Below are 13,111 nucleotides of genomic sequence, written 5' to 3'. Positions count from 1 at the left end.
TTATGCGACCTGCGACACGCTTTCAGCGTCGGAGGAATTGAGGTCGATTTCACCGCGACCCGCCATCGCCAAGGCGAGATCGGCGATACCCCGTTGAGCCGAGCGGATGTCGCGCGGTGACGGATTCTGCCCGCCTTTCAGTTCGGCCTCGACCATGCGGCGGGTACGGGCGGTGAGCGAGGAGAGCGCCAGTTCCTGGAGACCGGGGTCCGCGCTCGTCAGCGCGAAGACGAGGCGGTCAGTCGGCACCTTGTCGAACAGCAAGGTCCGGGCGGCCTTGCTCAACTTGGCGATGTCGGTGAAGGAGAATAGCATGCCGCGCAGCGCATCCGCATCTTCGGGCCGGGTCTGCGCCAGATTGCTCAGCGCGTCCGCGACCTGTTCCTCGTCCAGCCGGTTGATGATATCGGCCACACGGCTGCGGGTCTCCGATTGCTGGCCGCGCACCGGGCCGGCCAGCAGATCCTCGCCGAGCGCGCGCTCCAGGATGACCACCGCCTCATCATGCAGACCGGCGAGACTGAGCATCCGCCCCATGACATCGCGGCGCAGGCCGGCATTGAGAAGGCCCAGAACTTTCGCCGCCAGTTCGGATGGCATCCGACTGAGGATAACGGTGGCAATCTGAGGATGCTCCAGCGCGACATAGGATGCGAGCACTTGCTCGTTCAGGGTCGAAAGCCGGCCCCAGACCGGCTCGCGGGCCTCGGCCACGGGCTCGGACTTCATCTGCGCGATCTGCTCGGGCGTCAGGACGCCGGAGATCAGGTCTTCGACCTCCTGGCTGGTGCCCAGGAACTTCATCCCGTCTGCGAATTCCCGACCGAATTCCTCGACGAGCCCCTCGATCTCGACGCCCGAAATGCGCTCGACATCCGGCCCGAAGCGCGGGATGAGGCGCAGCTCCTCGGCGGTGAAATGCCTGAGCACCTGGGCCGCATGCGCCTTGCCCATGGAGAGAAGAAGCAGGGCAGCCTTCTTGGCGCCCCCATAGGATTCGATCTTGCGTGCAGGACTCATCGGAGCCGCTATCTGGTCCGCGACGCCGCCGCGGCACCTGCGGGCGCACCGACAATTTCGGTGAGGGAAACGCCCAGGCGGGAAGTCTGCTCCTCCACCACGACCACTTCGCCGCGCGCGACAACCCGGCCGTTCACCAGCACTTCGACGGGCTCGCCGACGCCCCGGTCGAGCATCACGACCGAGCCGCGCCCCAGTTGCATGAGCTCGGCGACGGTCATCGTTGCCGAGCCGAGCACCACCTGGACCGAAACCGGGATGCGCTTGATGAGATCGAGGCCGGGGCCCTCGGCGCTCGACGCATATGCTTCCCTCGCCGGCGGTTCAGACGGGCGCGGCGCGTCGTTGCTCAGGGCCGCGCTGATGGAGGTGTCGCCATAACGGTTCATCGCAGATATTCCTTGCAGGTCTCAGTATCCCAATTCACGACCAGCGCCGCGCCGTGCTTGCGGCTTTCCAGCTCTGCGGCTCCTCGGAGCTGCGCCACTGGCTGAAGCGGTCGCCCAATGACGGCCATTGCACCGGCCTTTCGGCGTGCCGCGCGGCACGCACGGGAGCGGGCTGATGATAGTCGTTCAGCCCCTCGTCCTCTTCCATCCGCTCATGTGCGATTGGCCGCCCGCGCCGCGGTTCGGCGAAGCGCACGACATTGCTCGCCGCCTCGCGTTGCGCCTCGAAATGATCAGCAATCGCCTCCATGCGCTCGTCGATCTCGCCGATGAGCTTGTGGGCCTCGTCGATGCGCTGGCCGAGCGACAGGAGGATCTGGGCGCCATGAGCGTTGATATCGCGCACGGCATTGTCGATCGCGCCGACGGCATAGCCGGTCTCGGTGAAGACGCGCTGATATTGCTTGTGATAGGTGCGCAGCCGCCGCAATTGCCGATACAGGAGAGCAATGCCGATGCCGGCCGCAACGACGGCGACGAGAAGCACGCCGTCAATGAGATAGGATATCATCCAGGAACTCCTGTTCGTGATTGATGGCTTCTTCAACGTTGAGGGAATAGACCCCGCTGGCCTGCGCGAGCTTGCACCAGTAGAGTTGCTGGCCATTGCAATCGAGGCTTATGCGATGGCCGGAAACCGAGGTCGATCTCGATGATCTGCCCGATCTGAAGATCGGCGATCTCGCCAAGCGTCATCTGCTTGGAGCCGAGTACCGCGGTCACCGACACGTCGGCGCCATAAAGGCGGTTGCCGAGCAGGTTCCGCCATTGCGGGTCCATCACCGGCGCGGGGGCAGGCGCCTTGCGGGGCGGCAGCGGGCGCAGGAAGACGAATGCGGATTGGGGCAGCGCGACGAACATCCGGCCGCCGCCGCCAGCGCTGGCGAGTTCGATCGTCGCCACCGCGATCATGCTGCTCGGCCGTCCGATGCAGTCATAGGAAGGCGGGCTGTCGGTGCGCTCCAGGCTGAAGGCCGCGGGTCCCGTCTGGCCGAAGCTTCGTTCCAAAGCGAGCGCCACCTGCCGGAACACGACCTTGACGATCTCCGCTTCGATCTTGGTCAGGTTGCGGTCCGGCCGGAACGGCGCGTCGCCTCCCTGGCCGCCAAAGAGCACGTCGATCAGGGAGTAGATGAAGTCGCGGTCGAAGCCCGCCAGTAGCGATGCATCCCAGGAGTCAGCTCGGAGCGCGGCGCTGGCGATGCTTTCAGAGTGGCCGGCCAGCACGTCTCCGGCCTTGCCGAAATCGATCGCGCCGAGTTGGAGCTCGAGTTTCGTCTCGCCGCCCGGGGCCAGCAAACGTGTCAGGCCCTGGCAAACGTCGGCAAGGACCTGCCGGAGTATCGCCAGCTTGCCCGCGGCACTCGCGGGTCCGGTCAGGATTCCGGTTCCCGACACCGGCCGTTCCATATGGCTTTCGTAGTTCTGCATCGCCTCAGGCCGCCGCCTTGACCGCGGGCTCGGCACCGGCCGGCCGGCCGGCCGACATGGTCTCCTGCTCGACATCGTCGATGGAGGGCCGCTCATATGCCGAAATCGTCTTGCGGCCATGCTCCAGTGCCACTTGCGGTATGGCGCCGTTCATGAAGGCAAGCAGTGTCTGTTTCACAATTATGTAGAGCCTGATCTTCTTCTCACGGACGATCTTGATGTTGGTGGCGAGCGGGGAAACGACGCCATACGAAAAGAACACGCCGGCAAAGGTGCCGACAAGTGCCGCGCCGATGAGCTGACCGAGGAGTTCGGGCGACTGGTCGAGCGCGCCCATGGCCTTGATGACGCCCAGCACGGCTGCGACGATGCCGAGAGCCGGCAACGCCTCGGATACCGCCGTTAGCGCGGCATAGGGCTTGAGCTTGTCGCGGGTGATGGTCTGGATCTCCTCGTCCATCAGCGACTCGATCTCATGGGTGCGGGCATTCCCGATGAGGATCAGCCGGGCGTAATCGCAGATGAAATGCGTCAGATTCTCGTTGCCGAGCACGCTCTGGAAGTTGGTGAAAATGGGAGAGGACTCTGGATTGTCGATCTGGCTTTCGACCTCGTTGCGCGGCTTGCTGCGCAATTCGCGCATGAGCGAGTAGAGCACGCCGAGCAGGTCGAGATAGTCGCGCGACTTGGGCGCGGCGTGCTTGAGCGCTTCGACGATCGCCCGGCCGGAATCCTTGATTGTGCGCATGGGATTGGCAACGACGAAGGTGCCGAGTGCGGAGCCGCAGATGATGACATATTCCCAGGGCTGCCAGATGACGCCGATATGTCCGCCCATGGCGACAAAGCCACCCAGAAGACAGGCTACTGTGATCACAAAGCCGATGACGATCGTCAACGCACTACCCCATTGCAGCGAACCGACTGATGATAGGGGGACTTGGCTTGCGCGAAACTGTACTAGAGCGCTTCCCGCGAAAGTTGCTCGACTTTCGCGACAAGGAAGCGCTCCAGATATATGTAATCGAGCCTTTTTATCCCGTTTTGATCGAATCGATTGATTCGATCAAAACGGGAAAGGCTCTAGTGTCCCGAATCCGAAGTTCGCCACAGCCGGCGGGACCTTCCGAGCGAACTTCGGATATCAGGAACTTCGCGTTCAGCACACTAACCCGATCCTTCGGGCGTCAGCCTCGCATAAGGCGATGCCCGCAGAGTAGGCTCAGGAGAGACCCCGTGCTGACCACGTACGCAAGCTATCGCCTCATCACCAGCGACATGACACGCTCGCTCGAACGGGTCGCCGCCCAGCCGACCATTTCCCGCGACGCGGCCTATTATCTGAAGAACATCGAAGACGTGAAGTCGATCGACGAGTTCCTGGAGAACGACCGGCTCTATTCGTTTGCCATGAAGGCATTTGGGCTCAGCGATATGACCTATGCCAAGGCGCTGATCCGCAAGGCGCTGACCGAGGGCGTCGACAGCAGAGATGCCTTCGTCAACAAGCTCACGGATCCGCGCTACAAGGATTTCGTCTCCACCTTCAATTTCGAGCGCTATGGCGAGACGACGACGATCTTCGCCAGCACCAGGCAGGGCGTCGTCGACAAATTCATGCGCCAGACCCTCGAGGAGCAGGCCGGCGCGAGCAACGAGGGTGTTCGTCTGGCCCTATATTTCGAGCGCAAGGCGGCCGGCGTCGGCAGCGTCTATGGACTGCTCGGCGACAAAGCGATGCTCCAGGTCGTGCAGACCGCGCTCGGCATCCCTCCCGCCGCCGGGCGCGCCAATATCGATGCCCAGGCGAGGATGATCTCCGAGCGTCTCGACATCAACGATCTGAAGGATCCGGCCAAGCTCAAGGACTTCCTCACCCGCTTCACGAGTCTGTGGGAGGCCAGCAACCCCTCGAGCCCGGCGCCCTCGCCCGCCCTGCTCATCGGCAAGCCGGTGGAAAATGGCATCAGTACGAACCTGCTGATGGGCCTGCAGAAGCTCAGGCTCGGCGGAGGCTGAGCGATGCAGACCGGGCTCTATGTCGCGCTCTCGGCCCAGCTCGCGTTGCAGAAACGGCTCGACACGGTCGCCGGGAATGTCGCCAACACCGGAACCGCGGGATTCCGGGCGGAGGAGGTAAGATTCGAGACGCTGCTGATGCAGGCGGGGAGCGATCAGATCGCCTTTACATCGCCGGGACAGACCTATCTGTCGCGGCGCGCCGGCGAACTCGTGCAGACCGGCAATCCGCTCGATACTGCCGTCAAGGGCGACGGCTGGATGGCCATCGCCACGCCCTCCGGCACTGCCTATACCCGCGACGGACGGATGCGGATGCTGGAGAGCGGTGAGCTCCAGACGCTCAGCGGTCACCCAATCCTGGATGCCGGCGGCGCGCCCCTCCTCCTCGATCCCATTGCCGGTCCGCCAAAGATCGCCGCCGACGGGATGATCAGCCAGGGCTCGCGGCTAATGGGCGCCATCGGACTCTTCCGCATCCCCGAAAGCGCTAAGCTCCTGCGCGCGGGAGAATCCGCTGTGATCCCCGACAGGCCGGCTGAGCCGGTGCTCGATTTCGTGAAGGACGGTGTTGTGCAGGGCTTCATGGAGCGCTCCAACGTCAATCCCGTCCTTGAAATGGCGCGGCTCATCCAGCTCACACGCGCCTTCGAAAGCGTCGCGTCGGTCCTGAACGAATCCGAGTCGTCGCTGCAAAGCGCCATCAAGAATCTCGGAACCGGATCGTGAGTGGCGCACATGCGCTTCTGCGTCTCGAAAATGCGCTGGCCACGGCCAGAGCATACCAGAAACTCCGGATCGGCGGCCGCATAAAGGAAGTCACGCCCGCGCATTACCGGGTCTGCGGGCTTGCCGGACATCTGATGCTGGGCGAGCAGGTCTGCCTCGAGAGAGAGGACGGTCCGGTCATCGGCGAGGTCGTCCGTCTCGATGAGACGGGGGCCACCATCAAATCCTACGACAAGATCACCGATGCCGGGCTCGGCGAAGTGGCCTGGCGGCTCAGCCGCCTGACGATCAGTCCCAGCCATAGCTGGAAGGGGCGGATCATCAACGCCCTGGGCGAGCCGGTCGACGGACGCGGGTCCATCGTCGCAGGCGAACTCGCGATCTCCACCGACAGGTTGCCGCCGCAGGCGACGAAGAGGCGGATCGCCAAGACGCCGCTCGCGACCACCATCAGGGTGGTCGATCTGTTCACCCCGCTCTGCGCCGGGCAACGGATCGGCGTCTTTGCCGGCTCCGGCATCGGCAAGACGACACTTCTGTCGATGTTCGCGCGCGCCCAGGGGTTCGACACGGTCGTCGTGGCGTTGGTCGGAGAGCGAGGCCGCGAGGTCAGGGAGTTCGCCGAGGTCACGCTGAAGGACAGCCTGGAGCGCGCCGTCGTCGTCGTCGCCACCAGCGACGAAAGCGCCATGCTGCGCCGGCAGGCGCCGCAGACGGCCATGGCGGTCGCCGAGTATTTCCGCGACCGCGGCGAGTCCGTTCTGCTGATCGTCGACTCGGTGACGCGTTATGCGCATGCCTGCCGCGAGATCGCGCTTGCGGCGGGCGAGCCGCCGGTGGCGCGCGGCTATGCGCCCAGCGTCTTCGGAGACATACCGAGACTGCTGGAGCGGGCGGGACCGGGCGAGGACGGGAGCGGTGCCATCACCGGCATCTTCTCCGTCCTGGTCGATGGCGACGATCACAACGAGCCGATCGCAGACACGGTGCGTGGAATTCTCGATGGCCATATCGTGCTTGACCGTGCCATCGCCGAGCAAGGCCGCTTTCCCGCCGTCAATGTGCTGACATCAGTCTCCCGTCTGGCTCATCACGCATGGACAACCGAACAGCGAGGACTGATCAGTAAATTGCGCGCTCTGATTGCGCGCTTCGAGGATACACGCGACCTCCGATTGTTGGGCGGGTATCAACCGGGTTCCGACACGGAACTCGATCAAGCAGTGCAACTGGTTCCGATCATTTACGAAGCGGTGAAACAAGGACCGGATTCGCCCTATGGCGCCTCGGCCTTTCGCGATCTGGCCGATGCTCTGGCGGCGCAGACTGTTGCAGCCCCGCAATCCTAACGAAAATGTACACCCTGAGGATGCGTGTATGGTCTTCACGAATCAGGGTTGCCCGTATATGGCTGAAATAAGGCAAAGAAAATAACTGATTGTGTCAGCCCCGGCGGCAGGGGGATGACGGGACGGCAGATGCAGTCTTCATACGCTACCCGGACGGGTACGGTACGACATATTCTTGCCAATTGGGAAACTGTTGGCAATCGATGGCGTGCTTGGCGGCAGTCGAGCGCGGCCGGATCTTCGCTTGGCCTCATTGGGTATGGCGCGATCATCCTTGCCCTATCGCTCACCGCAATCCTGCAGGTTCTCACCTCCCGGTTCCTTGGCGAACACATCCAGTTCCTGATCTTCATACCCGCAGTGCTGACGGCGGCCTTTCTCGGCGGCTTTCGCTTTGGCGCCCTGGTCACGACGACCAGCCTCGCCCTCACGCTGCACGCCGTCGGTGAAACAGGAGGTGACGACCTTCACCTTCTCCTCAACAGCGCGGCTTTTGGCGTCATCGCGATCGGCCTGTCCATCTTCGGCGATACCATGCATCGCACCCGCTGCGAGGCCGGCAAGAGCAACCGAGACCTGACCGCTATTCTTGAGACGATGCCCGGCGCCATGCTGGTACTCGATGAAGCGGGCACGCTCCAGAAATTCAATGGCGCCGCGGTGCAGCTTTTCGGCTACGCCGCCGGCGAGGTAGTCGGAAAGAGAGCCGAATTATTGATGGAGGACTGGCAGGCGCGCTCCTGCCCGGCATCCGCCGACCGGCAAGCAGGCGCTTTCAAATATTGCGGCGTCGGCCTGCGCAAGGACGGATCGCGGTTTCCCATGGAACTCGTGCTCGCAGAATGGCGCTCGGGCCTCAGGCCCTATTTCGTCGGGCTGGCAATCGATCTCACCGAAAAGCAGCACGCGGACGCAAGGTTGCAAGCACTTCAGAGGGAGATGATTCACGCGTCCCGCGTGAGCCTGATGGGCACCATGGCCTCCGCGATGGCGCATGAGCTGAATCAGCCGCTTTGTGCGATCACGAATTATCTCAAGGGCCTCAAATACGCCGCCTCCCGGCATGCAGAGGAAAGGCAGCCCGATTTCACGACCATTCTCGACAAGACCGCCGACCAGGCCCTGAGGGCCGGCCTGATCATTGGCCGGCTCAGGGATCTGGTCGCACACGGCGAATCCGAACGCACATTTGAGAACATTGACAGGCTGATTGAGGATACGAGCGCCCTCGCTTTTCCCGATGCCCGTGACCACGGTGTTCACGTCACGGTCAACCATGAGCTGAGAGGTGAACTCGTATTGGTCGACCGCGTTCAGATTCAGCAGGTGATCCTCAATCTGATCCGCAATGCCACCGAGGCTGTGGCCGATGCTGGTAGGCGCGAGATCACGATCTCCACTGCGGTAGCTGACGAGTCGATGTTGAGCGTCATGGTCGCGGATACCGGTCCAGGCGTGGCGAGCCACCGCGTCCCCAGGCTCTTCGAGCCCTTCGCCACGACGAAGCGGGACGGCATGGGCATCGGCCTATTCATCTCGCGCGTGATCATCGAATCCCACGGCGGCAAGATCTGGCACGAAGCCAGCCCCGGAGGCGGTGCCGCCTTCTGTTTCACCCTCCCGCGCATAGCCCAAGACGAACTAGACCATGCCGCCTGAAATCGTTCATGTCGTCGATGACGACGAAGCCGCACGCGATTCCCTCGCATTCCTACTTCAAAGTGTCGGATATTCCGTCAAGACATATGGCTCCGCGGCCGCTTTGCTCGCCGAGCCTGCGGCGCTCGCGGCGGGCTGTGTCATAACCGATCTGCGCATGCCGGAGATCGACGGCCTGCAGCTGTTGCGCGAGTTGAAGAAACGGCCTGTCGAGATGCCCGTTCTGATCATCACCGGTCACGGGGATATTCCCCTCGCCGTCGAAGCGATGCGCGCCGGCGCCGTCAATTTCCTTCAGAAGCCTTTCGACGATGAGACCCTGCTGGCGGCGGTGAGCTCGGCGTTCAAAAGCCAGCAGGAGCAAAGCCGGCAAACCGGCCAGCGATCGGAAATCGCGGCACGGCTGGACCAGCTCTCGGTGCGCGAGCGCCAGGTTCTCGAGGGCCTCATCGCCGGACGGCCCAACAAGGTGATTGCCTTCGACCTCGGCATCAGCATCCGTACGATCGAAATCTACCGCGCCAATGTCATGACGAAAATGCGCGCCGGCAGCCTGTCCGATCTCATCCGCATGACCATGATGGTGCCTCTGCCGCCGCATCCGCAAGCCGCGGCCGAATAGTTCAGGCCACCTTTCGCGCGAGAGCGGTAATCGCATCCTGGATGATCGCTGTCGCCTCGCGGCGATCGGCATCGGTGAGCGGCAAACGTGGACGACGCACCGCGTCGGGCGCGCCATAGACCAGATGTTCGGCAAGCTTGATGTACTGGACCAGCTTGACGCTCGTATCGAGGTGGAAAGACGGCGTCAGGATACGATAGAGCTCGCGCGCTTCGGTGAAGGCGCCGTCACGACAGAGATTGAAAAGTCGCACGCACTCCTCGGGCCAGGCATTGGTCATACCCGAAACCCAGCCCGTGGCGCCAAGAGCTACGCTTTCGAGAATCAGATCGTCCACGCCGCAGAAAACCGCATAGCGATCCCCGACCCGATTGTAGATATCGGTGATGCGGCGGATGTCGCCGCTCTCTTCTTTGATGCAGACGATGCTCGGCATGTCGGCTAGTTGCTCGAGTTCCTGAGGACCGACATCGACCCTGTAGGCGAGCGGATTGTTGTAGATCATGATGGGGAGACCGGAGGCGCCGCCGACGGCGCGATACCAGGCGACCGTCTCGCGTGAATCGGTCCGATAGGCGAGGCTCGGAAACACCATCAGCCCCTCGGCGCCCAGTTTCTCGTAATTGCGGGCCGCAGCGACCGCATCTTCCTCGGAGAGTTCCGCGAGGCCGGACAGCAGTGGCACGCGCCCGGCCACGACTTCCTTCGCGGCCCGCACCACCATGTCGCGCTCGGCCTGCCGCAGGGAAGCATTCTCGCCCAGCATCGGCAGGACGATTACGCCCGATACGCCGTTGGCGATCAGACGGTCGAGACTGGCCTGCGTTGCCTTGATGTCGATCTCGCCGTCTGGCCGCATCTTCGTGGTCACGGCAGGAAATACGCCAGTCCAGGGCATGTCTCGGATCTCCATCGGGGGGCTCCCTACAAGCAGGGAGCACGAAATGTGAAATGTATACATTTCAGTCGAATCGCTTGCAAGGCATTTGGCTAGAAGCTAGAAAACAAGGAGATTTCAGGCGTAAAAATCCGAGTCGTCAGCAAAAATGAATGCAAAAATAAGTGATGTGGGCACAGCGGCGACCCAAGCAGCGCGCGAAATCCGGCGCCGGATCATCGCTGGCACATATCCAAGCGGCATGCGGCTGCATCAGGAGAACATCGCCGCCGAACTCGGCGTCAGCCGCAGCCCCGTACGCGAAGCCTTTCGCCAGCTCGAGGCGGAAGGGCTGGTCATCCTCACGTCGCAAAAGGGTGGCAAAGTCGCGCCGATCCGGGCCGAGGAAGTCGCCGAACTCTTCGAGCTCAGACTCCTGATCGAGCCGCATCTGCTGGCGCTGGCCGTGCCCAACTTCACCGAGACCGACGCGGCCGCGGCCGAACAGCTGATCCTCGAAATGGATGGCATCGACGTGGCCCAATGGGCGGAGGCGAATTGGCATCTCCATGTCGCCTTTTACGAGCCGGCCAAGCGACCGACCATCATGCGCCAGCTCGAACGGATCCACTCCGGCATCGACCGCTATCTGCGCATGCAGATCACGCTGACGGCCGGGCGAGACCGCGCCCATGCCGACCACAAGGCCATCCTTTCGGCCTGCCGAAGCCACGACACCGAGCTGGCGGTGGCCCTGCTCAGGAGCCACATTCTCGCCGCCGCCCGTTCTTTCGCTCCCGCTGGTTGAAGACGGTACTCTGCCGACCTCGCCGCTCACCAACACTGTTTTGCCTGCCAGCGCATGCATCGTTATTCCGCAAAGTAAGCATCAACGCTTTCCACATGATTCGGACATTGACGGCTGCGCCCCCACGCATAGCTGCGACAACGTATGCTTGCCTGGCGTAGCGGACGCCGCCAAGGAGAGAGGCTATCGGATGGTGAGAAACTCACCGCCAGACGCGGCATCGATTTGTGATCAGAAAGGACCTTCCATGACAGACCAGCCAGGCCTCGGCGCCCTGTTCGGCGCCGCCGACACCACCACGACATTTCTCGGCCTGCCCGCCTGCACCGACCTCGATGCGCTGACGGCACCAATCGCGCTGCTCGGCGCTCCCTGCGCAACGCCCTATGCGAGCGTCGGCGCCTATTGCCGCAACGCACCACGGGCGCTGCGCCAGGCTGTAGCTTCGCTTGCCGCCAATCTCCATCATCATGATTTCGACAATGATGGTCCAATCTTTCCCGACGATAGCCTCAAGGCCGCCGATTGCGGCGATCTCGCCTTCGACGAAAGCGACGCGGCGGGAAATCGCGACCTCATCCGCAAGACGGTCAAGCGAATCATCGCCCGAGGCGCCGTCCCCATCCTCCTTGGCGGCGACGATTCGATACCAATTCCCATGCTCGAAGCCTTCGCCGGCGCGCAGAAATACACGATCCTGCAGATCGATGCGCATATCGACTGGCGCGATCTTCATATGGGCGAGACCATGGGGCTTTCCTCGACCATGCGGCGCGCCTCGGAGATGGCGCATGTCGAGCGGATCATCCAGGTCGGCGCGCGCGGCATCGGCTCGGCCCGCCCGCAGGATTATCGCGACGCGCTGGACTGGGGCGTCAAGTTCGTCACCGGCCGCGAGGTCCACCGCTCCGGCGTCGGCGCGGTGCTCGATCTGGTCCCTAAGGGCTCGCAGGTCATCGTCTGCATCGATGCCGATGCGCTCGATCCCGCGATCATCCCCGGCGTCATCGGCCGCACCCCCGGCGGGCTCAGCTACTATCAATGCGCCGACATCATCCAGGGCGTGGCGCGCAAGGCGCGCATCAGAGCAATGGACTTCGTCGAATATATGCCGGAACGCGACGTCGACGGCCTGGGCGCCCTCAATTTCGGACGCCTCGTCATCACCGCCATGGGTGCCATCGCCAAGCAGATCGCGAAATGACGCTGCCTGGCGCCCAGCTTAATCGCGGGGCGCCAGATGCACTCCCGCCATGGTGCAGCGTACCGAGCCGCCGGCCAGCTCGATCGTCCCGATGTCGAGGGCGGCGATGCGCGCATGTGCCTCGATACGCGCGATCTGCTCGGGCCTCAGCGCATCGTATGCCGTGCGCGAAAGTGCGAGGACCCGCCCCTTGTCACCCTGGAGCTCGATTGCATTGCCGGCAAAGCGCGCGATCTGATCACGATCGAGCGCGATGACGTCGCGGCCCGACTGTTCGAGGCGCGGCACCACCTTCCGCCAGCCTTCGGATCCGACCATCAGTTCCGCGCCGATCAAAGCGAAGTCGGTCGCCACGCACATCAGCACATTGGTGTGATAGATCGGCACGCCATTGCCGTCCTCGGCCGGAAAGACGATCGGCTCGAAATTGAAATGGGTGCAGAAGCGCTCGAGCGCCACGGGATTGGTGCGGTCGGAATTCACCGCATAGGCAACCCGGTCGATATGGTCGAGCACCATCGATCCCGTACCTTCGAGGAAGAGCCCGTCCGGCTCCAGTCCGGAATAGTCGATCACGTCCTGGACGCGATATTCGCGTTTCAGAAATTCGATCACATCGGCGCGTCGCTCCTTGCGCCGGTTTGGCGCCTTCATCGGATAGATGGCGATATGACCGCCAGAATGGGTCGAGAACCAGTTATTCGGGAAGACCGCATCGGGGGTCTCGGTGCCCTCGTCTTCGAAAAGGTGGATGCCTACGCCCAGCTTTCGCAGGACATCGACGGCTCTGGTGATTTCCTCATAGGCGCGTCGCGAATGACTGGAACTGTCGAGGACGTCGCGCTGAAAGGCATTGTCGGCAGCCGTCTGGGTGTTCACAGTGAAATGATGCGGGCGCACCATCACCACCGCGGCGGGCGCCTGGGGCGAATAGACCGGCATGG

General features: G+C 63.0%; 15 protein-coding genes. 7 read left to right on the top strand and 8 right to left on the bottom strand.

The features are described from left to right. The 5 genes from G5V57_RS20430 to motA are packed head-to-tail and all read right to left on the bottom strand — an operon-like array spanning window position 1 to window position 3,798. Window positions 1-1,020 (bottom strand): FliG C-terminal domain-containing protein, encoded by a 1,020-nt coding sequence (locus G5V57_RS20430; protein WP_165169393.1) that lies wholly within the window; start codon window positions 1,018-1,020, stop codon window positions 1-3. Between the two features lie 8 nt (window positions 1,021-1,028). After that, window positions 1,029-1,409, bottom strand: a complete 381-nt coding sequence (fliN, locus tag G5V57_RS20425) for a flagellar motor switch protein FliN (RefSeq protein ID WP_165169392.1) — start codon at window positions 1,407-1,409, stop codon at window positions 1,029-1,031. Window positions 1,410-1,443: 34 nt separating this feature from the next. Then, a complete protein-coding gene (locus G5V57_RS20420; protein WP_165169391.1) occupies window positions 1,444-1,980 on the bottom strand; it encodes a hypothetical protein in 537 nt (178 codons plus the stop codon). Window positions 1,981-2,012: 32 nt separating this feature from the next. After that, window positions 2,013-2,900, bottom strand: a complete 888-nt coding sequence (locus G5V57_RS20415; protein ID WP_165169390.1) for a FliM/FliN family flagellar motor switch protein — start codon at window positions 2,898-2,900, stop codon at window positions 2,013-2,015. 4 nt (window positions 2,901-2,904) lie between these two features. Next, window positions 2,905-3,798 carry a flagellar motor stator protein MotA gene (gene motA / locus G5V57_RS20410; protein WP_165169389.1) on the bottom strand — a complete coding sequence of 298 codons (894 nt, stop codon included), beginning with the start codon at window positions 3,796-3,798 and terminating at the stop codon, window positions 2,905-2,907. A gap of 338 nt (window positions 3,799-4,136) precedes the next feature. Here motA and G5V57_RS20405 point away from each other — a divergent pair, with 338 nt between their 5' ends. The 3 genes from G5V57_RS20405 to fliI are packed head-to-tail and all read left to right on the top strand — an operon-like array spanning window position 4,137 to window position 6,997. Beyond that, window positions 4,137-4,919 carry a DUF1217 domain-containing protein gene (locus G5V57_RS20405; protein WP_165169388.1) on the top strand — a complete coding sequence of 261 codons (783 nt, stop codon included), beginning with the start codon at window positions 4,137-4,139 and terminating at the stop codon, window positions 4,917-4,919. A 3-nt stretch (window positions 4,920-4,922) separates the two neighbouring features. After that, complete coding sequence (gene flgF / locus G5V57_RS20400) at window positions 4,923-5,648, top strand: flagellar basal-body rod protein FlgF (protein WP_165169387.1); 726 nt, start codon at window positions 4,923-4,925, stop codon at window positions 5,646-5,648. Next, entirely contained in the window at window positions 5,645-6,997 is a 1,353-nt protein-coding gene (gene fliI, locus G5V57_RS20395; protein WP_371744566.1) for a flagellar protein export ATPase FliI, read from the top strand. Before flgF ends, fliI begins: the two co-directional genes overlap by 4 nt. A gap of 279 nt (window positions 6,998-7,276) precedes the next feature. Here the strand turns inward: fliI and G5V57_RS20390 are convergent, their stop codons facing one another. Next, complete coding sequence (locus G5V57_RS20390; protein ID WP_165169386.1) at window positions 7,277-7,537, bottom strand: hypothetical protein; 261 nt, start codon at window positions 7,535-7,537, stop codon at window positions 7,277-7,279. Here G5V57_RS20390 and G5V57_RS20385 point away from each other — a divergent pair. Beyond that, window positions 7,532-8,656, top strand: a complete 1,125-nt coding sequence (locus G5V57_RS20385; protein ID WP_165169385.1) for an ATP-binding protein — start codon at window positions 7,532-7,534, stop codon at window positions 8,654-8,656. The genes G5V57_RS20390 and G5V57_RS20385 overlap by 6 nt on opposite strands. Then, on the top strand, window positions 8,646-9,278 hold the full coding sequence (gene fixJ, locus G5V57_RS20380) for a response regulator FixJ (RefSeq protein WP_165169384.1): 633 nt from the start codon (window positions 8,646-8,648) through the stop codon (window positions 9,276-9,278). The genes G5V57_RS20385 and fixJ overlap by 11 nt, the downstream gene beginning before the upstream one ends. Window position 9,279: 1 nt before the next feature. Here fixJ and G5V57_RS20375 read toward each other — a convergent pair whose 3' ends face one another. Then, the gene (locus G5V57_RS20375) at window positions 9,280-10,176 is read right to left on the bottom strand and encodes a dihydrodipicolinate synthase family protein (RefSeq protein WP_165169383.1); all 897 of its coding nucleotides are present in this window, start codon (window positions 10,174-10,176) and stop codon (window positions 9,280-9,282) included. A gap of 148 nt (window positions 10,177-10,324) precedes the next feature. On the opposite strand from G5V57_RS20375, the gene G5V57_RS20370 reads away from it, so the two are divergent. Both G5V57_RS20370 and G5V57_RS20365 read left to right on the top strand, forming a co-directional pair. Further along, complete coding sequence (locus G5V57_RS20370; RefSeq protein WP_165169382.1) at window positions 10,325-10,963, top strand: GntR family transcriptional regulator; 639 nt, start codon at window positions 10,325-10,327, stop codon at window positions 10,961-10,963. Between the two features lie 247 nt (window positions 10,964-11,210). Then, window positions 11,211-12,167 carry an arginase family protein gene (locus G5V57_RS20365; RefSeq protein WP_165169381.1) on the top strand — a complete coding sequence of 319 codons (957 nt, stop codon included), beginning with the start codon at window positions 11,211-11,213 and terminating at the stop codon, window positions 12,165-12,167. Window positions 12,168-12,185: 18 nt separating this feature from the next. Here the strand turns inward: G5V57_RS20365 and ctlX are convergent, their stop codons facing one another. Next, on the bottom strand, window positions 12,186-13,109 hold the full coding sequence (gene ctlX / locus G5V57_RS20360) for a citrulline utilization hydrolase CtlX (protein ID WP_165169380.1): 924 nt from the start codon (window positions 13,107-13,109) through the stop codon (window positions 12,186-12,188). Window positions 13,110-13,111: the final 2 nt, after the last annotated feature.

This window comes from Nordella sp. HKS 07, from assembly GCF_011046735.1.
In the GTDB taxonomy this organism is placed as follows: domain Bacteria; phylum Pseudomonadota; class Alphaproteobacteria; order Rhizobiales; family Aestuariivirgaceae; genus Taklimakanibacter.
Note: the sequence above shows the minus strand (reverse complement) of the source record. Positions and strands in the feature narration are given on the sequence as shown.

What these genes read in the sequence shown, in the direction of transcription:
- G5V57_RS20415 (WP_165169390.1), bottom strand. Translation starts at nt 2,900, where the DNA reads ATGCAGAACTACGAAAGCCATATGGAACGGCCGGTGTCGGGAACCGGA.
- G5V57_RS20365 (WP_165169381.1), top strand. Translation starts at nt 11,211, where the DNA reads ATGACAGACCAGCCAGGCCTCGGCGCCCTGTTCGGCGCCGCCGACACC.
- G5V57_RS20430 (WP_165169393.1), bottom strand. Translation starts at nt 1,020, where the DNA reads ATGAGTCCTGCACGCAAGATCGAATCCTATGGGGGCGCCAAGAAGGCT.
- G5V57_RS20375 (WP_165169383.1), bottom strand. Translation starts at nt 10,176, where the DNA reads ATGCCCTGGACTGGCGTATTTCCTGCCGTGACCACGAAGATGCGGCCA.
- G5V57_RS20390 (WP_165169386.1), bottom strand. Translation starts at nt 7,537, where the DNA reads ATGCATGGTATCGCCGAAGATGGACAGGCCGATCGCGATGACGCCAAA.
- flgF (WP_165169387.1), top strand. Translation starts at nt 4,923, where the DNA reads ATGCAGACCGGGCTCTATGTCGCGCTCTCGGCCCAGCTCGCGTTGCAG.
- G5V57_RS20420 (WP_165169391.1), bottom strand. Translation starts at nt 1,980, where the DNA reads ATGATATCCTATCTCATTGACGGCGTGCTTCTCGTCGCCGTCGTTGCG.
- ctlX (WP_165169380.1), bottom strand. Translation starts at nt 13,109, where the DNA reads ATGCCGGTCTATTCGCCCCAGGCGCCCGCCGCGGTGGTGATGGTGCGC.
- G5V57_RS20370 (WP_165169382.1), top strand. Translation starts at nt 10,325, where the DNA reads ATGAATGCAAAAATAAGTGATGTGGGCACAGCGGCGACCCAAGCAGCG.
- G5V57_RS20385 (WP_165169385.1), top strand. Translation starts at nt 7,532, where the DNA reads ATGCATCGCACCCGCTGCGAGGCCGGCAAGAGCAACCGAGACCTGACC.
- fixJ (WP_165169384.1), top strand. Translation starts at nt 8,646, where the DNA reads ATGCCGCCTGAAATCGTTCATGTCGTCGATGACGACGAAGCCGCACGC.
- fliN (WP_165169392.1), bottom strand. Translation starts at nt 1,409, where the DNA reads ATGAACCGTTATGGCGACACCTCCATCAGCGCGGCCCTGAGCAACGAC.